This window comes from Halorubrum zhoui (assembly GCF_051194155.1).
Lineage (GTDB): Archaea > Halobacteriota > Halobacteria > Halobacteriales > Haloferacaceae > Halorubrum.
Genome location: NZ_JBLZNJ010000009.1, coordinates 49,665 through 70,572, shown reverse-complemented (window position 1 = coordinate 70,572; position 20,908 = coordinate 49,665). Strand labels below are relative to the sequence as shown.

Sequence of the window (20,908 nt, the reverse complement as noted above, 5' to 3'; positions counted from 1 at the left end):
CGGCCGCGTACTCCCGCGGCCACCGGTCGTCGTACGGGCCAGAACTCGGGTCGCTTCGGGCGGCGATCGATGCCATCGACCCGGTGAGCGTCGACCTCACCGAGCCGCGGCGACGCCTCGCGGCCGCGACCGGCGAGGAGACGCGACTCGCCGAACGCGTCGCGGCGGCCCGGGGAGAGCTCCGCGCGCGTCGGGAGACCGGGGCCGAGACCGACGCGGCCCGCGAGGCGCTCGACACGGCTGCGGCGGCGCTCGCGGCGGCACAGACGACGCGCATCGCGGCCGAACAAGCGCTCGAACGCGCCCGCGACCGAGCGTCGGCGAGCCGCGACGAGCGCGAGCGGCGCCTTCGCCTCCAGGATCGGCTCGAGAATCGGCAGCGAGCGGCCAGACGCGAGCTCGCACGGGCGGTGTACCCGGCGTTTCGCGACGCGCTGGCGACGCTGCCGACCGGCGACCCGGGCGCTGCCGGCGACGAACCGACCGACTACGCGGGTTCACGGCTCGTCGGGTCGGTCGCCGCGGTTCGCGTCGCAACACTCGACGGACCGGTCGTACTCGAACCAGCCGTCGCCGACGCTATCCGCGCGTGGTCGGGAACGTCACCCGACCGTGCGCTGGGCGTGGCGACGGTTCGACCCGACGCTTAAATCAGATGCCGGCACACCCGACGTATGCGCGTGGACCTCTCGTGGACCGTCGACCGGGTCGACGGGGTGTGGTTCGTCGCCTGCCGGCTCCACAACCCGACCGAGGTGGCCCGTCGAGTGCGTCTCGACAGCCGTCTCGACGGCCCGGTGCTCCCCCCGAGGCGACGCGGTGTGCCGGAGGCAGGCTGGGACGCTACCGGTCTCACGCTCGAACTTGGGCCCGACGAGCGTCGTGGCGTCGGCTTTGCGTGTCCCCTTCCGTCTCCTCGCGGTCCCACCACCGACGGCGATCAGACGCCACCCGCGCCGGATCCGCCGGTCGCTATCACCGGCTGTTCGCCGGTCGACCCCGACGGGCCACCGTCGACCCCGACGGTGGCGGACGCCGTCCGGCGCCTCGGCGACCACCGACCGCCGCGTGCCGTAGTCACCGACGTTGGCGCCGGCACGGACGTGGCGTCGACGAGCGTGACGTCGACGACCGACGGTGACCCGAGCGCCGTCGCCACCGAGGAGACCGAAGACGGTCAGCCTGGCGACGGAGACGTCTGCCTCGAAACGACCGCCGCGATCACCGCCTGGCTCGACACCGTCGAGGGGCGTATCGAGCGCGCGGAGCGGCTGACCAACGCTGACCTCGAGACGGCCACGGCCGCGCTTGAGCGGGTCGGGAGCGCCGCAGACGCGGTCGATGTCGCTCACCAGGTCGACGCCGACGTCGCACGCCTCACCCGACTCGCCGACCGCGCATCGTCGCTGGCGGCGCGGGCGGAAGCGACGGACGTGCCGGTCGAGGCACTGGAGTCGATCGCGTGATCCTCGCGGTGACCGGCGGCAAAGGTGGGGTGGGAAAGACGACGCTCGCGTACAACCTCGCGGCCGCGCTCGACGCGGTCGTCGTTGACGCCGACCTCGGGATGGCAGACCTACCGACGGTCCGTGGTCCAGACCTCCACGACGTACTCGCGGGGCGCGCGGCCGTCGAGGAGACGCTCCGCCCCGGGCCGGTGGACGTCGTCCCGTGTGGCCGGACGTTAGCCGGCGCTCGCGCGGCCGACGTGACGCGACTCGTGGACGCCGTCGAAGCCGTCGAACGAGCACACGGACGTGTCGTGGTCGACTGTCCGGCCGGCCGACGCGCCGACGCCGGCGTTCCGCTCGCGGCGGCTCACGCGTGTCTCGTCGTGGTCTCGCCGCGGGCGTTCGCGCTGGCGGACGCGATCCGAACCCGTGAGCTGGCGCGCGAACTCGAGGCGGGGCTCGTCGCCTGTGCGATCAATCGGGTCGTCGAGCCGCCGCCGACGGACGCGATCGCCGACGCCCTCGGTGCGCCGGCGGCGGCCGTGCCGGCCGATCCGCGCGTCGGACGCTCCGTCGTCACGGAACGACCGGTCGTGACCGCAGCACCGCAGAGCGATGCGGCCGCGGCGATCCGATCGCTCGCCGACCGCGTGCCGGCGCGAGGCCGGTGAGGTGACTCAGGCCGGACCGCGTGGTTTTAGCCGGGTGGCCACCGACGGTCGAGCTATGCAGTCGGTCGTCGCCCTCGTCGGCGTCGGGATCCTGGCGTTCCTCGCCACAGCTGTGGGGCCGCTGTACGTGATGGACCGGTTTCGCGAGCTCCGCGAGCCGACCGATCCGGAGCGGGCGGCTCTCGACGTGCTGCGTCAGGAGGCCGGCCTCGGCGTCGACCGAGTCGCCGTCCTCGAGGAGGAGTCGGCCGTCGACGTCTCCGTCCGCGGGCCACCTCGTCGCCGCGTGCTCTTCGTCACCGAGCCGATCGTGAACGACCTCGAAGCAGACGTCGCCGTCGGACTGCTCGCGGCGGAGGCAGGACGGGTACAGGTGCACTTCGCGACGTTCCGTGCCGCCGCGGTCGCCGTCGTCGTCGCGTTGTTCGCCGCGATCGCGACGACCGCCGTCGGGTTCACACCGGGGTTCACCGCCCTGCTCGCGGTCGGACTGACGGCGCTGTGGGCCGGTCGGCGGGTCCAGTACGTCGCAGACGCGCACGCGGCCGACGCGGTGGGGGCCCGACGGGTCGCCGACGCCTTCGAGCGTGCTGCCGAGCGGAGCGGCGTCACGCCTGCGACCGGCGACTACTCGACGTGGCTCGAGATTCAGCCCCCGCTCGGCGATCGGATCGCGGCACTCCGTCAGCGAGCAGACGGAGAGGGGTAAGGCCGCGACGACCCGGAACCGTTACCAACGGGCCACGCGCGTATACACACAACTCGAATGCGACTCCCGGAACGACAGCTCGCCGTCCTCGAGGCGGCGAGCGCGACGGACGAACGGACGATCGGCGACCTTGCCGCGGAGACGGGGCTCAAACCCGAGACGGTGACCGGCGCGGCGTTCGAGCTCCGCGACGAGGGGCTCCTCGAGGTGACGGAGACGACCCGCGAGCACGCCGAACTGACCGACGAGGGGGCCCGCTACGTCGACGAGGGGCTGCCAGAGCGTCGACTCTACCGGGCCGGTAAGGAACTCGGTGCAGCCGACGCACCCGTCTCGATGGGCGAGGTCATCGGGGCGGCCGACCTTGACGGCCCCGCGGTCGACATCGCGCTCTCGAACTTCGCGCGAAAGGGGCTGGGTTCGATCGACGCCGGCGAGCTGTCAATCGACCCGGACGCCGACCCGAGCGACGATCCTGAGATGGCGACGCTCGAGGCACTCGCAGCCGGTACGCCTCCAACGGCCGACGATGTCGTCGACCGACTCGACTCGCGGGGATTGGTTCGGGTCGTCGAGTCGGTGACCCGTGCGGTGACGCTCACCGACGCGGGCGTCGACGCACTGATGGCCGGCGTCGAGACGGCGGAGACGGTCGCCGAACTCACCCCCGAGCTGCTGGCGAGCGGCGAGTGGCGCGACGTGGAGTTCGCGAGCTACGACGTCGAAGCCGACGCCCCGCCGGCTGCCAGCGGGCGCACACACGTCCTTCGCCGGACCGCAGACCGCGTCAAAGACGTGCTCGTCGGCATGGGGTTCCAGGAGATGGCGGGCCCTCACGCCGACAGCGACTTCTGGATCAACGACTGTCTGTTCATGCCCCAAGACCACCCGGCACGCACCCACTGGGATCGGTTCGCGCTCGACGTCGAGCCGACGGACGACATCCCCGAGACGCTCCTCTCGCGGGTCGAGCGCGCCCATCGCGAGGGGTGGGGTGACGACGGTGACGGCTACCACTCGCCGTGGTCGGCGGATTTCGCCCGCGAGATCGCCTTACGCGGTCACACCACCTCGCTGTCGATGCGGTACCTCTCCGGACACGCCGGCGCGCCGCTCGATCCGCCACAGCGGTACTTCTCCGTCGAAAAGGTGTACCGCAACGACACGCTCGACCCGACACACCTCCTCGAGTTCTTCCAGATCGAAGGCTGGGTGATGGCCGAGGACCTCTCGGTGCGCGACCTGATGGGGACCTTCGAGGAGTTCTACCGGCAGTTCGGGATCACCGACATCCGGTTCAAACCGCACTACAACCCGTACACCGAGCCCTCCTTCGAGCTGTTCGGCGACCACCCCGAGACGGGCGAGGAGATCGAGATCGGCAACTCCGGTATCTTCCGTGAGGAGGTGACTGGACCCCTCGGTGTCGACGGCGACGTGATGGCGTGGGGACTCGCGCTCGAGCGACTCGCGATGTTGACCACTGGTGCGGACGACATCCGCGACCTCCACGGCACGCTCGCCGACGTCGAGTTCTTGCGCACCGCGGAGGTGAGTTACTGATGCCCGTCGTCGACGTCGACCCCGACGAGCTGCGCGGGCTCACCGGCCGCACGGAGACGAGTACCGAGGCGTTCAAAGAGACGTTGTTCGGCCTCGGCTTGGAGTTCGAAGGCGAGACCGACGACGGCTACCTCCAGTTCGAGTTCGCCCCCGACCGCCTCGACCGGCTCTCCGTCGAGGGCGTCGCGCGGTCGCTTCGGTACCACTACGGCGACGACCGGGGCGTGTACGTCCCGGAGACGAACGACCCCGAGTGGACGATCGAGGTCGACTCGTCGGTGCCGGCCGAGCGCCCGTACGTCACCGGCGCGGTCGTCCGCGGCGTCGACCTCGACGAGTCCGGCCTCCGGTCGCTGATCGGGTTACAGGAGAAGCTGCACGCGACGATGGGCCGCGGCCGGGCGAAGGGAGCGATCGGGATCCACGACCTCGCGATGCTGAAGGGCGCACCCCATCGGGAGGGTGCCGAGCGCTCCGTCACCTACCGCGGCGTCGAGCCCGACGGCGACACGTTCGTCCCGCTCGATGCGGCCGAGGAGCTGACGCCGGCGGGCGTCCTCGAGTCACACCAGACCGGCCGCACCTACGCCGACCTCGTCCACGAGTACGACCGCTATCCGGCAATATACGACGACCTGGGGCTCTTTTCGTTCCCACCGGTGATCAACGGTCGACGGACCGAGGTGACGACCGGCTCTCGTGAGCTGCTCGTCGAACTCACCGGCACCGACCAGTGGACGATCGACAAGATGTGCACGATCGTCTGTTACGCGCTTTCGGCGCGGGGCGCGACGATAGAGGAAGTCGAGGTGACCTACGCCGACGACGCGACACACCCGAGCGAGTACGGGGCGGCGCTGGTGCGCCCCGACCTCGAGGTCGCCGAGAAGTCGGTCACCCACGACCGGATCGAGACGCTGCTCGGCGTCGACTTCGAGCCCGAAGCCGTCGTCGACTGCTTCGAGCGATCCGGCCTGGACGCGACCTACCAGCTCGGCGAGTCGGTGACGTACGACGTCGAGATTCCGCCGTACCGCGTCGACGTGCTCCACCCGCTCGACCTCGTCGACGACGTGGGACGCGCGTACGGCTTCGACGAATTGACGCCGCGGTACCCCAATGCGGGAACCGTCGGCGGGCGTCACGAGCGAACGCGGCTGGAAGACGCCGTCCGCACGAGCCTCGTCGGCCTCGGCTTCGAGGACCTCCTCAACTTCCACATGACGAGCGCCGAGCAGAACTACGACCGGCTCCGCGTCGAGCCCGGCACCGGCGGCGTCGCGGTCGAGGACGGCGTCTTCGGCGGCGGCGATCCGGTCCGGATCACCGAGCCGTACAGCGAGGCGTACACCCAGCTTCGGACGTGGGCGCTCCCGTCGCTTCTGCAACTGCTCGAGGGCAACACCCACAACGCGTACCCACAGGACGTCTCGGAGATCGGGTTCGTCGCCGAACACGACCCGACTGCGAACACGCGCGTCGCGGAGTCGCGCCACGTCGCCGGCGCGCTCGCCAGACGGGATGCCTCCTACGAGGCCGCGAAGGGCCGACTACAGGCCGTCTGCGACGACTTTGGCCGATCCCTCGAGACGCCGCCGACGGACCACCCCACGTTCATCGAGGGTCGGGTCGCCGACGTGCTGATCGACGGCGACCCGGTCGGCGTGATAGGTGAGGTTCACCCGGCAGTCCTCGTCGACCACGACCTTGAGGTGCCCGTCGCCGCCTTCGAGTTCGCCCTCGACGGGCTTCGGTGATCGGCACGTCGACTCGCGTCGCTCGTGACCGCGCGACACCCGGCCGATCCCGCCCGGGTCGGCCGAATCGGTGGCTTTTTTTGACCCACCCCGGTGGTGAGGCGCATGCAGTGTGAGAAGTGCGGGACCGATCGCCCGGTCCACTACTGTGACGTCGACGGATTCGACTACTACCTGTGTGTGCGCTGTTCGACCGAATGGGACGCCGTTCGAGACGCCCAGGCGCCGCCGTCGGCCGAGTCGGTCGGCCGATCGTCGGCGCTTTGAGGCGGCCCCGACCCGACGCTCTTCAGGCCGCCTCGAAGCCGTCCTCCCATCGAAAGGTGCCGTCTCGCTGGACGACCTCGCCGTCGACCTCGAGCCGCGACCGTTCGCTCACGTCGGTGATCATGTCGACGTGTACCGCGCTCTCGGTCCCCGACTCGCCCTCGGGGAGACAGGCGTCGTAGGCCCGGCCGACCGCGAGGTGGACGGTGTCGCCCATCTTCTCGTCGAAGAGGATCGAGTCGGTGAACCGGTCGATACCGCGGTTCATCCCGACGCCGAGTTCGCCGAGTCGTCTCGCGCCCGGGTCGGTCTCGAGGACGCTCTCGACGGCCGACTGACCCTGTGCGGCGGTGACGTCGACGACCTCCCCGGCTTCGAAGACGAGGTGTACGTCGCGCACGCGGGTCGCGTCGATCGTCATCGGCACGTGGAAGAAGGCCTCTCCCTCCGTCGCGTACGGCGCGGTGAACACCTCTCCGGAGGGGAGGTTGTGTGAGTCGTACGCGACCGACGCCGCGGAGTTGACCGCGGTTCGCCCGTCGATGCGCATCTCGACGTCCGTGTTCGGTGCGTCTGCGCGCTCGGTGACGAGTCTGACGCGCTCGCCCGCGTCGAAGAGCGCCTTCAGTTGGGCCATCTCCTCGGCGAGCGATTCCCAGTCGCACAACACTGCGTCGTACACGAAGTCGCGGTATGCCTCGACGGACATGCCGGCCTGCTGGGCGAGCGCTCGGGTCGGGTGGACCGTCGACACCCAGTCGGCGGCCATGCGCGCCTCGCGAACGTCCTGACGCGCCGTCGCGTACGCCCGCCGCGTCTCGCGGGGAACGTCGGCGGTCGCGGTCGTGTTTCGGCCGCCACCGAGCCGCAAGACGACGTCTGCGGCCTCGTACAGCGCCCGGTCGACCGACTGGTCGTCGTCGACGTCGACCTCGCCCGCGGCGACCCCGCGGAGGTACCCGCGGGTGACCTCCGCCGAGTCGTACAGGGTCGTCACCGTCGCCCCACGCTCGCCGAGCTCTCGGGCGACCGCGACGGCCAACTCGTGGGCTCCGTCGGCGACGCTGACGACGACGTCGTCGCCCGCCGTCACCCGCGCGCTCCAGTCGACGAGCACCCTCGCGTGCTCGCGTACGCGTTCGTCCATGGACCGGCTTCGGCGGGGGCGGGGATAGGCGTTCCCGTCGGAGTGACGCGTCCTCGTACACAGCCACCGGCGACCGGTTTATGACCGCTGGCCGACGATCGGTCGTATGAACGCACCGACCAGATCGCGCAGACGACTCATCGGTGTGGTCGCTGGCGCCGTGGGCATTACCGGGTGTCTCGGCGGATCGTCGACCGGCGGGCCGGCCGACGAGAGCGACGGTGCCGACGCGGACGGGGCTGTGACGGACGACGGTGAGACCGACGACGCGCCGATCCACGCCGACTACGACACCCGCGACGTCGTCGTCGAGTCGGCCGCCGGCGACCGTCTCGGGGCGGTGACCGCCGCGGTCGCCGACACCCGCGCGCTGCGATACACGGGACTGAGCGACACGCCGTCGCTGCCCGAAGACCGCGGCATGTTGTTCGTCCACGAGCGCGAGCGAGGCCTGACGTACGTGATGCGCGAGATGGACTTCGGCATCGACATCGTGTTCGCCGGCGCCGACCGCGTGATCACCGAGATACACCACGCTCCGGCACCGGGCCCGGACGAGGACGGCGAGAACCAACGGTACCCCGGCCGCGGAAAGTACGTGCTCGAGGTGGGATACGAGTGGACCACGGCCCACGACGTGGCCGTCGGTGACGTGCTCCGGTTCGACCCGGTGTGAGCGTCGGCCGAGACGCGTCGATCCGAACGCCACTTACCCGCCCGGAGCCAGGTGGGCCCATGAAGATCCACGAGCTCGGGGAGGGGCCGGCCGAGGTCGCCGTCGTCGGGGCGATCCACGGCGACGAGCCCTGCGGCGCCCGCGCAGTCGAGCGACTGATAGGAGAGTCGCCGGCGGTCGAGCGCGCCGTGAAGCTGATCGTCGCGAACGAGGAGGCGCTCGCAGCTGGCGAGCGCTACCTCGAGGCCGACCTCAACCGGTCGTTCCCGGGGGACCCGGACGCAGACACACACGAGGAGCGGCTCGCCCACAGGCTTCACGCCGAGCTCGCCGGGTGTACGACCCTCGCGATCCACTCGACACAGTCGTACGCCGAGCCGTTCGCCGTCGTCGACTCGATGGACGAGGTCGCCCGCGCGGTCGCCCCACACCTCCCAGTCGACGCGGTGGTCCAGACGGACGCGATCACCGAGGGACGGCTCATCGAACAACCACACACACTCGAGATCGAAGCCGGGCTACAGGGGTCGACGGAGGCGGCCGACAACGCGTACTGGGTCACCCGGGCGTTCCTCGCCGCGACCGGTGCGCTCGCCGCTCCGGCCGCAGACGGCGTGGTCGACGCCGGTGGCCGTGAGGCCGTGCCGGTGTTTCGGCTCCACGAGCGGATCCCCAAGCCGGCCGCGACGGAGTACGAGGTGTTCGCTCACAACTTCGAACGCGTCGAGGCGGGTGAGCGATTCGCGACCGCGGACGGCGAGCCAGTCCGTGCGGAGGCCGACTTCTACCCGGTGTTGCTCTCGGCGGAGGGGTACCGCGACCAGTTCGGGTACGTCGCAGAGCGCGTCGGCGTCCTCGAGTGAGCCGCTGTGGGCCGGTCAGCCGGTCACTCGACGAGGTCGATGTCGTCGTCGCCGTTCGGTACCGCACAGAGAAACGCCCCCGGCTCGCTCCCGTCGTTACGGTACCAGTGTTCGACGCCGGCCGGGATCAACAGCGCGTCGCCGGCGGCGACGACGTGTTCGTCCTCGCCGATACCGACGACGTACTCGCCTTCGAGCACGTACTGCTCGTGTTCGATCGCGTTGGTGTGTCGGGGCACCGTGCTGTCCGGGTCGAGCTCGAACCGCCGGATGGCGAACGTCGGTGCGCCGTCGGACTCGTCGATCAGGACCGCCTTCCGGAGCCCCTCGGCCGCGTCGACCGGCTCGGCACGCACCGCCTCGTGGCGCACGATCACGGGTTCTGCGTGTACGTCGCTCGTGTTGGCCATGTCGCCCGCTCTCGCCCGCCGAACATAAAACGTGGCGCGTCTCTCGGCTCACCCACGAGACGGAGCGATCACCACACGCGGCTGGGTGTCCGAACGCGGCACGCTCGACTCCGTCTCAGTTGTATCCACGCCACCGCTTCCCGCAGGCTTTGCACTTGAAGTACTGCACAAACGTATACTATAGTTATAACACCCTTCGACGAGAAGACTGATCCATGCCTGATGATGACGATGGCAAAACGATGATTGGCACACAGATAACCGACGACAGGCACACACGATGGACCGACGCCATCGACGACTCAGATGAGTTCACATCGATCGCACAAGCGATTCGTGTCGGCGTCGAACAAGTCCTGTTTGAGTCCGACAAAACCACAAATCAAGGCAAAACGCTCGACGGGGAAAAAGTACTCAGCCGGCTAGACGATCTCGAACAAGAACTAGTCAAAACCCGCTCAGAAGTCATTGAAACCCAAGAGACCACACCAACAATCGAAGAAATTAGTGAAGAAGTAGTCTACAGACTCTCTCAACTCGGACAAGACCAGAAAAAACGAGACGACGAAGGTCGGTGGGGCCGATAATGGAATGGGACCACAGGCAGATAGACCAGTTTATCGAGCGGCAAAAAGGTAGTAAAGCCGACAGCACCATCACAAATTACCAATCGGCTCTACGACGATTTGAGCAGTACATCAATGAGTACGACATCGACATCGAAACTATCAGTGGCAGAGATATGGATGTGTTCGTCGGTCAACTAGAAGGAGACCTAGCAGAGTCCACTGCCGCACAATATATCGGTAATATATCCGTCTTTTATGACTGGCTCCTAATGGATGCAGACACAAAGAATCCCGTTAATAAAGCCAACCCAGACCTCGATGGATCAGCCACGACACATGCTAAACCCACGCTTACTACTGACCAATTACGTGATCTGGTTGATTCGGCAGGGACGAGCCGGGGCAAGGCACTGCTCTCTCTTATGGCATCTACTGGTATGCGACTCGCAGAGGCCTGTAACTCTAAATTGTCAAAACTCGATTTAGAAGAACGAGAAATCAAAATAGACACCGTAAAAACTGATTTTGGTGAGCGAACAGTGTATTTTGACCGCAAAACTCGACGATTACTCGACACATACATAAATGATAGATACAGACTCAAATACAATGACCCAGATAGCGACTACATATTCATCGCATCTAACACTAACCAGTACAAAGTCAGAGAACAAGAGGACGCAGCAGAGAATGGTGTCGAAATAGATAACGCCAACATATCCACAGATGTAGGTCGTCGTATATTTATGCGGGCGCTAGAAGAGAGCAACATCGATATTGAGTATGAGACATACTCTGACGGGCGTAAACGCTCAATATACACGAGTCACATCCTAAGGCGGTCATTCTGTCAAAGTTGGATTGACAACAATGGAGATATAATGAGCCTCCGTAATATCGTAGGATGGGAAAATCTCGAAACCGCCAAAAACTACATTGACGACACAACGTCCATTGATAAACGAGATCGATACGGAATCACACTATAATTAAATCTGGCATTGTTGAAATTATTTGGCTCTGACAAGAACCGAGTGCTGAATACAGAGCGTAAATCCAACATAACGTATACACATAATGACGCAAATCCGTCTTTAGTCGAGTGACGAACCCTGTGACTGCCAAACCTATCTGATGGGCAAATCTCTTTAATATCTGAGTGGATAATAAATACGATATGCCAACAGATGACTACCCATCGGATTGGAATTCAAGAAGGAAGATAGTATATCAACGAGATGGACACGAATGTCAGAATTGTGGGAGACACGGTGGTTCAAAAGGGGATGCGGAACTACACGCTCATCATGTCGTTCCAAAGTCACAGGGGGGAACGCATGATACAACAAATCTCATTACCATTTGTAAAGAGTGTCACAAAGCAGTCCACAGCGACCAGAAGGCTCCAACTAAACAATCTCGTGATAGTACTGATTCAAGAAGAATTCGTGACATAGATAGCATTACTTCAACTATGGGCCAACTTCAAGAACAGAAAGAGACTGTTTCTGGCTTAATCACTATACCTACTGGCGATTTTGATGACTGGCCTGATTACGAGATTGCACAAAGAGGTGGGCAATTTATATCAATTGCCAAAGAAGCCCGAGAAGGTTTGACAGACTGCAGATTCAAATTAAAGAATATAGATTACGAAAGTTTAGATATAAGCGAGAAAGTCCAAAGTAAAGACGAAGCTCAGAATAAGCTCGAAAATATGGCTATAGTAATGTTAGAACAGACCGATCTCCTTCTACAGGGTTCAAATATATCTCAAGAATATATTGAAAATATTGATGGTACGATATGTACAAATTGTGGGAATAAAGAATCTTTTGAAGACTCATTTTGCGGACAATGTGGAGAAAGCCTCCCTGATGTGTGGTCTTGTCAAAATTGTGGAAAAAAGTTTGAAAAAGTGACTCAAGACTTTTGTAAATCTTGTGGTAACCAAATCACTATAGTCTTTTCAGAAAAACAGGATTCCCACTTGGAATCGTTGAGAAAAAAAGCGAACAAGATCGTGGAAAAAGTGGATGATTCAAATCAGGAATTTGCTGATTTAACGAGACAATTAGAAGAGATAGTATATTAGAAGATAGGTGATGGCGATGCGAAATGATTCTCATATCTACGGCGAAGAAACTCCGCTGTATATGCGCCCTATATTCAGCACGGCCGTTGAAACCTATCACCAATTGAGAATCTCAACAAGGTTGGTCAGTGCTGTGGTGGGAGATGTACGCGAATCCCCGCTTGCCCCTTAGTACTATTAATCAGACGACAGTACACAGATCTATGATAGATGAAGATATTTCAAAGTGGATAGAAAACTTTGATCCAGATGGGGATCCTCCAGACCTCCACAGCACATTTGGTCCCGGAGCGGGTGACGATATAATAGACATTATAATCAAATTCTGTGAGGAAGTTAATGCCAGATTATCCACATTCACCCAACAAGGACCTTCAACGCTGGATATATTTGAAAACGAAAAATATTTGAAGGCAGAATATCTCGGACAAGAAACTCACACATTTCTACGACAATTCCTCATTGAATCGATAGTGGAATCCCTTGGATATTCATTTCTGATAGAGCCACGACCAGCGCAAACAGAGAGAGCAATTTGGTCCGATAATGTATATCCCGATCTCCGCCTTTTACCTCGTAACTGGCCAAAAAATGAATCTGTACCAACAATTATTATTGAACACAAGAAGTTTGGAAGATATGAACATGCGAGTAAGGAACTTCGGGAAGACTACCTACAAAAGGCGAGTAAACCGGTTTTCGGAATTGCTACAGACATTCTCAGATGGGGTACATTTGAAGTTACAAAAAGTGGAGAAATCATCCCCTTAGAACGCGCTCCACTTGCCAGACCATTACGTAAGATCCGGCAGAGCGTTGATCACGATAACTTTGAATTCAAGCGAGAACAACTCAAAATCGGAAGATTACTCAGACTGTTTGAATCAATTCCGGGCAACGTCCAACGGGGTTAGGACGCGATCGTGGGTTAGGGGAATACGTAGTTAGAAGACGGCGTCGTTATGACTTATCTACGCCAAACCACCTCACCCTCCATACGGTTCGCATTATCGTATCTAACGAGTTGGATCTCCCATCCCCTTTTGTTAGATGATAGACTTTGATTTCTTCTTCATTTCTTTCCTCACAGGCATTTCTGTACTCTCTTTTTAATGCGTTGGTAAATCCTGTATGCGACACGATCACTTCTTCACTTGATTCATCCACAATAAATGTACTTTCAGTCCCTCTTGAAGCGATTCTCGACCGAACTTCGTCTTCGAGAAAACTCGGGATTTGATCATCAACCATATAGGAAATATTACCGGCTAATGATTGAAGCTTTGTGTCATAACAGCCACATTGACACCGCAGAGATCGTTGTTTTACTCAGGTTCAATTGGAATCACTTCAATCCCCGCTACCCCCTCCAATTTAATCGACTCTTGAAGCCAGTTGACGACCTCATCGTAGTATGTCGATTTGTATTCCATCGTACCGATAATCATAATCACAGGTTCGTCCCCGGTAATCGAATACTCTCTATCGCCATCCACGATCTTAGCTCCATTCCGTACCGCCCAATAGTATGTGAGGATCTGTCCAATGCCCTTCTTTCCAAATCGTTTCTTTAATTCGATAACATACAACGTAGACCCGGCTCCGGGTTCGGCCTCCCACTCACATATTAAATCAGGACGCTCAGTAACGTTGGCCGGGACTTCGTCACGCTTGCGCTCGCGTACAAACACATCTGGCTCCGCATACCAAGTAGTAATACCATCATCAGGACAAAATCCAGACGATTCAAGTTCCTGTTTTATTGGTTCAACTAACTGACTCTCATCAATATGAGAGAGTCGGCGGCGTTTTTGTCTTTCCTTAGTACGGCGTTCTTGTTCTTCAAGCAACCCGTCTAATTTGTCTTTATCCATCGGGATTTTTACCATGTTCCGACAGTACGTCTCGGTCGTAATAGTGTTTGGAGACTAACGAGATCGTCTATGCTAACCTGATCAGGGGGCTGTTTTGAATCGGCATACAGCGGCAGGATAGGTCGCTAAAACGAAGGAGTTGAAGCGGGAAACTGCGGTTATCTATGACACAACGCTCTTGTGTAGCATATTGTTGATCTCAGAGAGTTGCTTTGACGGCGTGTTTGAACGCTTCTCGTCCGGATTTGCGGTAGAGTTCTCGTCTGAGTTGGAACGCTCGGGAATACTGTGTGAGGCGATCTTTTGAGATGCCTCAATGCGGCGAGAGCCACCATCACGCCAACGAACCTGCTGTAACAGGTCCGCTGCGACCGATTCCGACCCAAACACATCTAGCGGAATCATCCGTGTCGGACACCGCTGACGCGGTATGCTTGTCCTCTTCGACTCGACAGCCGCAGCTCAGCAGTATCAACAATCTCCTACAGAAGAGCGTCGTACATTTCCCGGAAGGTATCAATAGCAACCGACTCAAGTGGGTCACGATACTGATTGCGGACGGTATGGATTGCGGTCTCAAGATCATAGTCATGTTCGAGCGCTAGCCACAGCGTAAGTACTTGTCCCGTCCGGCCGATCCCTGCTGAGCAATGTACGACAGCCGGCAGTTCCTGTCGCATAGATTCTTTCAGAAACGGCCAGATCTGCTCGCTGAACAGATTCGTAGAGACTGGTGTGTGATCCTGAACGGGCGCGTGGAGTACGTGATCTGACCCAAATCTGCTCTGATACTGGTCGAGGAGGTCGTCATACAGCTGTAGTTGGTCTGCTGACAGCAGACAGCACACGCGTTTGATCCCGTGGTCCTCTATTGCTGCTAACCAAGCCGCGACATCTGTTTCGTCTGGTTCGGTCGCTGGATATCCGGGGCGACAGGCTCCATACACGATCTCGGTATCTGGGTCTACAGGGGCGATATGATGAGCTATCATCTCTGTGCAGCTGCAGAATACGTTTCCCACCTAACGATCGCGTCAGGCTCGATCCCATCTTCTACAACCACTTCGGGTACGTCGTATTGACCACATAGCGTTGGCAGGGCTGCTTGAACGTCAATCGGGTCAGATAGCGACAAAAAAGTGCTTGGAGACGCCGAGTCAGTCATACCGTATCTTGGGTCATCCCACAAATAAGTAGTCACTTCGAGAGTATCATAGAAGCATTCCCACAGTCGGATCAAAATCGGTCAATACGTACTCTTCATCGACCAGTCGTTTCAGGCGCGAATATATCTGAAGAATAGGATTTCAACAGAGCCAAATTCACATAAAGTAGGCCACTATTACGTGACAAGAGCGAACTCTCATCGGAATCGACGGTGGTCACTGTCAAGCCAATCTTCGTATTTTTTCTTGGATTCTTTTCGCTGTGACTTGATTTCGTTCAGTAGTGAATCGTATTCCTCATTCAGACGTGTGACGTGATCGGCATACCTCTTGATTGGTCCCGGATCTTGTGTGATAATAACATTAACCTGATCAGGTCGCTCAGTGTGATCTGAATCCTCAGCAGTGAAACGTATCTTAGTGGTCGACAATTCCGAGTCCAAGTAGTCAATATCGTACACCTGTGCCACTTCAACAAGGTCTGCCATCGTATTGATATCCACGTGATGGGCAGTACAAATCGTAATGATTGTCGGGTCTATCTGGTGGTTCATCATCCGAAAAGTCGGCATCTGAGACCACTTATCATACTTTGCTACAGCCACTTGGTCGTGGTCTGTATCAATTATAAGACGCCAAGCGTTACGCATCCAGCTGAAGTAGTCATTTGACGATTCGATATGTGGATATTCCCGTACAAGACGTGCCGCATCAATTTCATCAATATTCTGTAGGGAAGTGGCATTCCTATTGCTGTTTGTAGTCTGTACATCAGTGTCATTATTAGAATGTTCTACTGACATAATTATATAATATGTATCGCAATATTTAAATCTATCTCCGGTTCTTAATATTAAAATCCTAATGGCAATATACTAGAGATATAAAATCATAACTTTGATCCCGCTCAAATAACACAAAACCCACACCCCTTTTCGTGAACTACCCCTCCCTACTCACTCGCTTCGCTCGTTCGTTGAGGAAGGGGCCTTAGCGCCTACTTTCAGGTGAAACTCAGCCGAATTAAATCACTACATCCACGATACTGTCTGCATCAACCATCACGAACGACTCTTTTGACTTGTAATCACTCACGACTATTCCTTCTGTCCCTGAATCACTCTGAACTTGATGAAGTCTATACTCGTTCAGCCTCTGTTCAAGATCTCGTTCCCACTTCTTTTCTTTAATCGCCCAATTATGTTTACCCAAAGTAATTCACCTTACGTTAACTAAAATGTGTGAATACATAAGTAACTTGTGATTACCTCAATAACTCACCAGTCATACTCGAATTATTCACAGACGGAACAGCTACCGAAGACACATTCTCAACAATACCACTCACAGAATCACCAAACGACGGAATCTCAAACACAGACGGAAACAACACATCAACACCACTCACCTGCACACTCACAAACAACACACTAGAAACTACCAACAACAACACAAACTCTCTCAACGAAAACCCACTCATACCCTACCAATCAAACAACTCCCTATCAATAGCCTCTGCCGTATCCTTAGGCGTATAATACACACTACCAATCACCTTATATATCACATCAACCCCATTAAAATCAATCTCATACGTACCCACTAAATTACGAAATTTACCAGCTCGAATTGTCGCATGAGAATACGAACCATCCGTCTCAGTCAACAGCCTCCAATCCACTCCACCTCTAATCTTAATCAACTCCGCATGCACTTTATCATGATACTCTTCTAAATCTTCCATACAACAGTATACCGGAATACCCATTAAATATCTATGGGCACTTACAGTTATCCTACGACCGAAGATCTACCGTATACACAGACAACGAACTCTGGTCCACCGTAAAACGGGATATTAGAAGAATCAAGAGCCCGTCCACGAGCGTCTCGATGAGCCGGGATTCGACGTCTGCCTTCCGCACGTACTCCCTTTCCTCAATGTCGTACACATCGGATTCAGAGAGTGAGGTGACGTCCAAGGCGTCACCAAGTTTGCTCGTGTCAATTTTGAGTAACGACTCTGCCACAAGGAGTTGCCTTTTTTCTGAACCACTGTAACCATGCGCATATGACATCCAATTCTATATTTTTGCTCCTGTATGTTTAAAATCTCGATCAAAATCCCAACATACAAATAGTGTCTACTCGATTAAAACTATGTGATGTATCAATCACACATCAAAACCTCCAGTAATGGGGGTGAAGAAGAGAATTGGAATAGAGACGGACAAATGGTTGACGATCTGGGCATGTTCCCAACAATTAGAGAGATGAATGACTCTGCTGTTGAGCCTAGCACCCTAGAATTCAACAATCCCTCCGAGTTTAAAACGAAGATCAGAGTGGGTTATGACGGCCACAAATTAGCGATTGCGTCCATCTATCAAGAAATACACGTAACACTCCAAACGTACCCGGAATACGCTGTCTTGAGTAATCAAATTGAGTCTCAAGAGGAACTTTGGAAACATCTTGATGAATCGGACAATCAAATAGTATCACTCGGCTATACGGCCAATAACTGGTACGTTACGATAGAGACTGCTGATGATGGAGACGACATAACTGCTGTAATTACAACCAATATAACAGAAGCTCAAGCACTTCCTCATGAAGTAGTTGAGATTGTTGGCGATAAGATGCAGCGGAGATTTGACGAGATGATCACAAAGAACCACCTGATCGACGAATTTCTCTAATAGCTGTACGGACGGACTGATAACATGATCGGAATCATGGAAGAGACAATTAGATTCTTGAGGTCGTGATTATTACGCTAATTCTGCCACTTGGTAGCACGACAGACCCACCACAAGAGCGTTATTCTAATTTTCAGCCAAACTCCTACGGACTTACTGGACAGAATCATCATAAAAGTATGTAGACTAGTGTCCATGTTCGGAAAACCACATTCTTCTGGTATAATGTGGACTGAAACAGTCGGCCACTGAAGAATGCGTATCGGTCACGCGCCCTCGTCAACAAACAAAGAGAATGAATGCTTCAGACTACTTGTAGTAACTGATGCGATCCACAACTTCTGCGAAGGCGACATTCTCGCGTACATCGGTAATCTCGATCGTCACACGCTCGCTCTGTTGAGTATCGGTAATGATAAGTTACACGGGTACTCGATCCCCCCCTGAGCATACGGTCCTGTCGCCGACTTGTTCACGGGACGCTATGTATTGCCGGAGGAGTCAATCCGGCCGTGTCTATCGTCGATCTTGTCAAGAATATCTAGTGTCTTCCGGATTGAGGCGCGGATTGCGTCGCTTCGGTTGACAAACTTCCCTTCCTCACCAACGTGTTCGTCAAGATCTTCTAGCAACTCATCAGGGATCTCAACGCTGATCTTTGTCATACCCCTGGATTCGTCAGGGAATATCTTCATACTGTCGTCACCGCGTTGTTGCTCTCAGGCGTCATCGCTTGCAATACGCAAAATGACCGGGCTGTTAAACCAGCTACGAGAACTCCGGCCGCTGTGCGTACGCAATTGGATCACGCATTCCTGCGTTTCGAAATGCTTCAAGCCGGAATGCACACGCATCACATGTCCCACATGCTGGCTCCTCATCACGGTAGCACGACCACGTTATCTCGTAGGGAACGTTAAGTTCCATTCCGCGTTCCGCGATCTCTGTTTTCGACCACTCAACGAACGGTGCTTTCAGCTCAATCTCTGTCTCTGGCTTTGTCCCGACATCGATCACGTGCTGAAACGCGTCGAAAAAAGCTGGGCGGCAGTCAGGATATCCGGAAAAATCTTCAGAATGTGCACCCATGAACAACGCCTCAGAGTCAGTTGCCTCTGCGTATGAGGTCGCCATTGACAGCAGGTTGGCGTTCCGGAAGGGCACGTACGACGTCGGGATCTCGTCACTCTCAAGATCCGCCTCAGCTACGTCCATCTCTTCGTCGGTCAGGCTTGACGATCCAATTTGTGCGAGGTGTCCTGTTTCGATATGGAGGAAGTCAGCCGCATCGACCTCCTCAGCAAGCGATTGTGCGCACTCGTGCTCTTTGTCTTCCGTGCGCTGTCCATACGACGTGTGGAGGAAGTACGGTTCGTACCCCTGTTCCATTGCCTCGTACACCGCTGTCGCACTATCCATGCCGCCGGACACCAGAATGACTGCGCTTTTGTTGCTCATCGTTATTCAATTGCGTCGGAACTGCTATTGTTTGGGTTAGTACTCTGGACGTTCCGCTCACGGCATACTCTCTTTGCCGTACAGCGTCGACCGGAGTGTCTGTCGGTGCTACTCATGTTCCTGGAGCATCGTTCCAGAGGTCAACGTGGAGTCGCGGTGTGTACCGATACCCGTACTCCATCGCTAACTGGGCAACCTCGGTGCGCGTTCCGTCGAGTTGCTCTCGGGTCATGCCTTCCGACATCAACAACACATCATCGTCCGCTACGGTTGTCGCCGTTGCTGCTCGCACTCGATCAACGAGATCGGTTATTTCTGGGAGGTCTGTCTCATCCGTCACGACGAACTTTAATTGTGTCTCGTAGTCGTCGACCATGCGAGAGAGTGCATCCATGTCGATCCGATTCTGTTCGTGTCTCTGCTCCCATTCGCCCTCGCCTTTTGGGTCACGGTCGGGCGTTGGGGTGCTACTCGCCAGCTTTGGACTGATACTCGCTAGATCAACCGGTGCGTCCCGGTAGATGGTCCCGTTTGTTTCTACCGTCGTGTGGTAGCCCTCTGCGTCGAGCCGTTCCAAGAGTTCGACGGATTCCTCGTGGATGAGTGGCTCGCCGCCCGTGAGCACGACGTGTTCCGCCTGCTCGTGTGATTGGATTTCCTCCACGATTGAGTCGACATCGCGCCACGCCCCAGTTGGCTCCCATGACGTGTGGTAGGAATCACAGAACCAACACCGCAGGTTACACCCAGAGGTCCGCACAAATACTGAGGGGACGCCAGCGAGCGTGCCCTCGCCCTGTAGTGAGTAGAACACCTCGTTGATCGGAAGGCCTTCACCAGCCGCGTCAGCGTCCGTTGGAGGCTCCTCAACGTCACTTGCGACCGGCATTAGTAGGTCGCACAGAGCTCGCTGGTTTCACGCACTGCCACCGACACGTCCGAAACGGTATCTGGGAACGTCTCAAGCATCCGTTGCTCAAGCAGGACGCTCATCACCTCGGCCGTTGGTGGGTGCTCCAAGACGACGAGGGCATCACCATCGCCGGACGCTTCGAACGCGTTGACAAGCGGGTCTCCCTCCTCAACGAGGAATCGATGATCCCACGCGTCGATGACATCGGTGACATCGCCCTTGTCGACAACCCACCCTTCCTCGGTGAGCTCGCCAGTTACTTCGACGGTGATCTTGTAGTTGTGGCCGTGTGGCCGCGAGCACTTCCCATCGTGGTGGAGGATGCGGTGGCCCGAGCTGATCCGGATGGGGTTGTCCTCTCCAATTGTCAGCGTCTGCGTGCCAGCTTCCTGTAGGATACCTGTCTCACAGTCTTCTCTTGATAATTTTTGGGTCATATCGTAGTAATATCGAGGACGTGCTTAAAATTGTCTTACTACAATCTCATTATAACTTCCTCGTCTTGGGGTAAACACGACCGAGTGAATTAGATTTATTTGATATGTTTATCAAATTATATAGTAGATATTCTATGATTTTATATGAATATATATATATAAATCAAAACTAAGACATGA

Annotated in this window: 26 protein-coding genes and 2 pseudogenes; 14 read left to right on the top strand and 14 right to left on the bottom strand. The window is 57.6% G+C overall.

The window, feature by feature from the left end; genetic code table 11:
* From ACNTAO_RS12270 to ACNTAO_RS12240, 7 genes are all read left to right on the top strand, one after another.
* Positions 1–650, top strand: a 650-nt coding sequence (locus ACNTAO_RS12270) for a DUF7856 family protein (protein ID WP_435162358.1), incomplete at its 5' end; no start/stop codon positions are given.
* Between the two features lie 24 nt (positions 651–674).
* Positions 675–1,466 carry a DUF7857 domain-containing protein gene (locus ACNTAO_RS12265; RefSeq protein WP_435162356.1) on the top strand — a complete coding sequence of 264 codons (792 nt, stop codon included), beginning with the start codon at positions 675–677 and terminating at the stop codon, positions 1,464–1,466.
* Positions 1,463–2,122, top strand: coding sequence for a P-loop NTPase (locus ACNTAO_RS12260; RefSeq protein WP_435162354.1), 660 nt, complete (start codon positions 1,463–1,465; stop codon positions 2,120–2,122). The genes ACNTAO_RS12265 and ACNTAO_RS12260 overlap by 4 nt, the downstream gene beginning before the upstream one ends.
* Positions 2,123–2,177: 55 nt before the next feature.
* Positions 2,178–2,831, top strand: coding sequence for a peptidase (locus tag ACNTAO_RS12255; protein WP_435162352.1), 654 nt, complete (start codon positions 2,178–2,180; stop codon positions 2,829–2,831).
* A 57-nt stretch (positions 2,832–2,888) separates the two neighbouring features.
* A complete protein-coding gene (pheS, locus tag ACNTAO_RS12250) occupies positions 2,889–4,394 on the top strand; it encodes a phenylalanine--tRNA ligase subunit alpha (protein ID WP_435162350.1) in 1,506 nt (501 codons plus the stop codon).
* Positions 4,394–6,151, top strand: a complete 1,758-nt coding sequence (pheT, locus tag ACNTAO_RS12245; protein ID WP_435162348.1) for a phenylalanine--tRNA ligase subunit beta — start codon at positions 4,394–4,396, stop codon at positions 6,149–6,151. The genes pheS and pheT overlap by 1 nt, the downstream gene beginning before the upstream one ends.
* A 105-nt stretch (positions 6,152–6,256) precedes the next feature.
* Positions 6,257–6,418, top strand: a complete 162-nt coding sequence (locus ACNTAO_RS12240) for a hypothetical protein (RefSeq protein ID WP_435162346.1) — start codon at positions 6,257–6,259, stop codon at positions 6,416–6,418.
* A 22-nt stretch (positions 6,419–6,440) separates the two neighbouring features.
* Here ACNTAO_RS12240 and ACNTAO_RS12235 read toward each other — a convergent pair whose 3' ends face one another.
* Positions 6,441–7,565: an aminopeptidase gene (locus ACNTAO_RS12235; protein WP_435162344.1), complete on the bottom strand. Its 1,125-nt coding sequence runs from the start codon at positions 7,563–7,565 to the stop codon at positions 6,441–6,443.
* Positions 7,566–7,671: 106 nt separating this feature from the next.
* Between ACNTAO_RS12235 and ACNTAO_RS12230 the strand changes: the two genes are divergently transcribed.
* Both ACNTAO_RS12230 and ACNTAO_RS12225 read left to right on the top strand, forming a co-directional pair.
* A complete protein-coding gene (locus tag ACNTAO_RS12230; RefSeq protein WP_435162342.1) occupies positions 7,672–8,241 on the top strand; it encodes a DUF192 domain-containing protein in 570 nt (189 codons plus the stop codon).
* 59 nt (positions 8,242–8,300) lie between these two features.
* On the top strand, positions 8,301–9,104 hold the full coding sequence (locus tag ACNTAO_RS12225) for a M14 family metallopeptidase (protein WP_435162340.1): 804 nt from the start codon (positions 8,301–8,303) through the stop codon (positions 9,102–9,104).
* Between the two features lie 23 nt (positions 9,105–9,127).
* On the opposite strand, the gene ACNTAO_RS12220 is transcribed toward ACNTAO_RS12225, so the two are convergent.
* The gene (locus tag ACNTAO_RS12220) at positions 9,128–9,514 is read right to left on the bottom strand and encodes a cupin domain-containing protein (RefSeq protein ID WP_435162338.1); all 387 of its coding nucleotides are present in this window, start codon (positions 9,512–9,514) and stop codon (positions 9,128–9,130) included.
* Between the two features lie 215 nt (positions 9,515–9,729).
* Here ACNTAO_RS12220 and ACNTAO_RS12215 point away from each other — a divergent pair, with 215 nt between their 5' ends.
* The 4 genes from ACNTAO_RS12215 to ACNTAO_RS12200 all read left to right on the top strand — a co-directional run bounded on the left by ACNTAO_RS12215 (position 9,730) and on the right by ACNTAO_RS12200 (position 13,092).
* Complete coding sequence (locus ACNTAO_RS12215; RefSeq protein ID WP_435162336.1) at positions 9,730–10,101, top strand: hypothetical protein; 372 nt, start codon at positions 9,730–9,732, stop codon at positions 10,099–10,101.
* Positions 10,089–11,072 carry a tyrosine-type recombinase/integrase gene (locus ACNTAO_RS12210; protein ID WP_435162334.1) on the top strand — a complete coding sequence of 328 codons (984 nt, stop codon included), beginning with the start codon at positions 10,089–10,091 and terminating at the stop codon, positions 11,070–11,072. Before ACNTAO_RS12215 ends, ACNTAO_RS12210 begins: the two co-directional genes overlap by 13 nt.
* A gap of 188 nt (positions 11,073–11,260) precedes the next feature.
* Positions 11,261–12,178 (top strand): HNH endonuclease, encoded by a 918-nt coding sequence (locus tag ACNTAO_RS12205; RefSeq protein ID WP_435162332.1) that lies wholly within the window; start codon positions 11,261–11,263, stop codon positions 12,176–12,178.
* Between the two features lie 203 nt (positions 12,179–12,381).
* Positions 12,382–13,092 (top strand): hypothetical protein, encoded by a 711-nt coding sequence (locus ACNTAO_RS12200; protein WP_435162330.1) that lies wholly within the window; start codon positions 12,382–12,384, stop codon positions 13,090–13,092.
* A 46-nt stretch (positions 13,093–13,138) separates the two neighbouring features.
* On the opposite strand, the gene ACNTAO_RS12195 is transcribed toward ACNTAO_RS12200, so the two are convergent.
* From ACNTAO_RS12195 to ACNTAO_RS12490, 7 genes and pseudogenes are all read right to left on the bottom strand, one after another.
* Positions 13,139–13,429 carry a hypothetical protein gene (locus tag ACNTAO_RS12195; protein ID WP_435162329.1) on the bottom strand — a complete coding sequence of 97 codons (291 nt, stop codon included), beginning with the start codon at positions 13,427–13,429 and terminating at the stop codon, positions 13,139–13,141.
* Positions 13,430–13,503: 74 nt separating this feature from the next.
* Positions 13,504–14,067: a hypothetical protein gene (locus tag ACNTAO_RS12190; RefSeq protein WP_435162327.1), complete on the bottom strand. Its 564-nt coding sequence runs from the start codon at positions 14,065–14,067 to the stop codon at positions 13,504–13,506.
* A 184-nt stretch (positions 14,068–14,251) separates the two neighbouring features.
* Positions 14,252–14,383: pseudogene (locus ACNTAO_RS12185) on the bottom strand (IS1595 family transposase); the annotation flags it as partial.
* Between the two features lie 151 nt (positions 14,384–14,534).
* A complete protein-coding gene (locus ACNTAO_RS12180; RefSeq protein WP_435162360.1) occupies positions 14,535–15,044 on the bottom strand; it encodes a protein-tyrosine phosphatase family protein in 510 nt (169 codons plus the stop codon).
* 371 nt (positions 15,045–15,415) lie between these two features.
* Positions 15,416–16,021 (bottom strand): hypothetical protein, encoded by a 606-nt coding sequence (locus tag ACNTAO_RS12175; protein WP_435162325.1) that lies wholly within the window; start codon positions 16,019–16,021, stop codon positions 15,416–15,418.
* Positions 16,022–16,701: 680 nt separating this feature from the next.
* Complete coding sequence (locus ACNTAO_RS12170) at positions 16,702–16,962, bottom strand: hypothetical protein (protein ID WP_435162323.1); 261 nt, start codon at positions 16,960–16,962, stop codon at positions 16,702–16,704.
* A gap of 52 nt (positions 16,963–17,014) precedes the next feature.
* Positions 17,015–17,296: a DUF7983 family protein gene (locus ACNTAO_RS12490; protein ID WP_496923243.1), complete on the bottom strand. Its 282-nt coding sequence runs from the start codon at positions 17,294–17,296 to the stop codon at positions 17,015–17,017.
* Positions 17,297–17,383: 87 nt separating this feature from the next.
* Here ACNTAO_RS12490 and ACNTAO_RS12165 point away from each other — a divergent pair, with 87 nt between their 5' ends.
* Complete coding sequence (locus ACNTAO_RS12165) at positions 17,384–17,920, top strand: hypothetical protein (protein WP_435162321.1); 537 nt, start codon at positions 17,384–17,386, stop codon at positions 17,918–17,920.
* Between the two features lie 309 nt (positions 17,921–18,229).
* Here ACNTAO_RS12165 and ACNTAO_RS12160 read toward each other — a convergent pair.
* The 5 genes and pseudogenes from ACNTAO_RS12160 to ACNTAO_RS12140 form a co-directional block, all read right to left on the bottom strand.
* A pseudogene (locus ACNTAO_RS12160) lies at positions 18,230–18,340 on the bottom strand (TRAM domain-containing protein); the annotation flags it as partial.
* A 62-nt stretch (positions 18,341–18,402) separates the two neighbouring features.
* On the bottom strand, positions 18,403–18,585 hold the full coding sequence (locus ACNTAO_RS12155) for a ribbon-helix-helix domain-containing protein (protein ID WP_435162319.1): 183 nt from the start codon (positions 18,583–18,585) through the stop codon (positions 18,403–18,405).
* Positions 18,586–18,688: 103 nt separating this feature from the next.
* Positions 18,689–19,378, bottom strand: coding sequence for a 7-cyano-7-deazaguanine synthase QueC (gene queC / locus ACNTAO_RS12150; protein ID WP_435162317.1), 690 nt, complete (start codon positions 19,376–19,378; stop codon positions 18,689–18,691).
* Between the two features lie 112 nt (positions 19,379–19,490).
* Positions 19,491–20,267: a 7-carboxy-7-deazaguanine synthase QueE gene (locus tag ACNTAO_RS12145; RefSeq protein WP_435162315.1), complete on the bottom strand. Its 777-nt coding sequence runs from the start codon at positions 20,265–20,267 to the stop codon at positions 19,491–19,493.
* Complete coding sequence (locus ACNTAO_RS12140; protein WP_435162313.1) at positions 20,267–20,728, bottom strand: 6-pyruvoyl trahydropterin synthase family protein; 462 nt, start codon at positions 20,726–20,728, stop codon at positions 20,267–20,269. The genes ACNTAO_RS12145 and ACNTAO_RS12140 overlap by 1 nt, the downstream gene beginning before the upstream one ends.
* Positions 20,729–20,908 lie beyond the last annotated feature (180 nt).

Bases quoted from the DNA above. Each gene is read 5' to 3' on its own strand.
- ACNTAO_RS12265 (WP_435162356.1), top strand. From the start codon at position 675: ATGCGCGTGGACCTCTCGTGGACCGTCGACCGGGTCGACGGGGTGTGG.
- ACNTAO_RS12255 (WP_435162352.1), top strand. From the start codon at position 2,178: ATGCAGTCGGTCGTCGCCCTCGTCGGCGTCGGGATCCTGGCGTTCCTC.
- pheS (WP_435162350.1), top strand. From the start codon at position 2,889: ATGCGACTCCCGGAACGACAGCTCGCCGTCCTCGAGGCGGCGAGCGCG.
- pheT (WP_435162348.1), top strand. From the start codon at position 4,394: ATGCCCGTCGTCGACGTCGACCCCGACGAGCTGCGCGGGCTCACCGGC.
- ACNTAO_RS12240 (WP_435162346.1), top strand. From the start codon at position 6,257: ATGCAGTGTGAGAAGTGCGGGACCGATCGCCCGGTCCACTACTGTGAC.
- ACNTAO_RS12235 (WP_435162344.1), bottom strand. From the start codon at position 7,565: ATGGACGAACGCGTACGCGAGCACGCGAGGGTGCTCGTCGACTGGAGC.
- ACNTAO_RS12230 (WP_435162342.1), top strand. From the start codon at position 7,672: ATGAACGCACCGACCAGATCGCGCAGACGACTCATCGGTGTGGTCGCT.
- ACNTAO_RS12225 (WP_435162340.1), top strand. From the start codon at position 8,301: ATGAAGATCCACGAGCTCGGGGAGGGGCCGGCCGAGGTCGCCGTCGTC.
- ACNTAO_RS12220 (WP_435162338.1), bottom strand. From the start codon at position 9,514: ATGGCCAACACGAGCGACGTACACGCAGAACCCGTGATCGTGCGCCAC.
- ACNTAO_RS12215 (WP_435162336.1), top strand. From the start codon at position 9,730: ATGCCTGATGATGACGATGGCAAAACGATGATTGGCACACAGATAACC.
- ACNTAO_RS12205 (WP_435162332.1), top strand. From the start codon at position 11,261: ATGCCAACAGATGACTACCCATCGGATTGGAATTCAAGAAGGAAGATA.
- ACNTAO_RS12200 (WP_435162330.1), top strand. From the start codon at position 12,382: ATGATAGATGAAGATATTTCAAAGTGGATAGAAAACTTTGATCCAGAT.
- ACNTAO_RS12195 (WP_435162329.1), bottom strand. From the start codon at position 13,429: ATGGTTGATGATCAAATCCCGAGTTTTCTCGAAGACGAAGTTCGGTCG.
- ACNTAO_RS12190 (WP_435162327.1), bottom strand. From the start codon at position 14,067: ATGGTAAAAATCCCGATGGATAAAGACAAATTAGACGGGTTGCTTGAA.
- ACNTAO_RS12180 (WP_435162360.1), bottom strand. From the start codon at position 15,044: ATGATAGCTCATCATATCGCCCCTGTAGACCCAGATACCGAGATCGTG.
- ACNTAO_RS12175 (WP_435162325.1), bottom strand. From the start codon at position 16,021: ATGTCAGTAGAACATTCTAATAATGACACTGATGTACAGACTACAAAC.
- ACNTAO_RS12170 (WP_435162323.1), bottom strand. From the start codon at position 16,962: ATGGAAGATTTAGAAGAGTATCATGATAAAGTGCATGCGGAGTTGATT.
- ACNTAO_RS12490 (WP_496923243.1), bottom strand. From the start codon at position 17,296: ATGTCATATGCGCATGGTTACAGTGGTTCAGAAAAAAGGCAACTCCTT.
- ACNTAO_RS12165 (WP_435162321.1), top strand. From the start codon at position 17,384: ATGTATCAATCACACATCAAAACCTCCAGTAATGGGGGTGAAGAAGAG.
- ACNTAO_RS12155 (WP_435162319.1), bottom strand. From the start codon at position 18,585: ATGACAAAGATCAGCGTTGAGATCCCTGATGAGTTGCTAGAAGATCTT.
- queC (WP_435162317.1), bottom strand. From the start codon at position 19,378: ATGAGCAACAAAAGCGCAGTCATTCTGGTGTCCGGCGGCATGGATAGT.
- ACNTAO_RS12145 (WP_435162315.1), bottom strand. From the start codon at position 20,267: ATGCCGGTCGCAAGTGACGTTGAGGAGCCTCCAACGGACGCTGACGCG.
- ACNTAO_RS12140 (WP_435162313.1), bottom strand. From the start codon at position 20,728: ATGACCCAAAAATTATCAAGAGAAGACTGTGAGACAGGTATCCTACAG.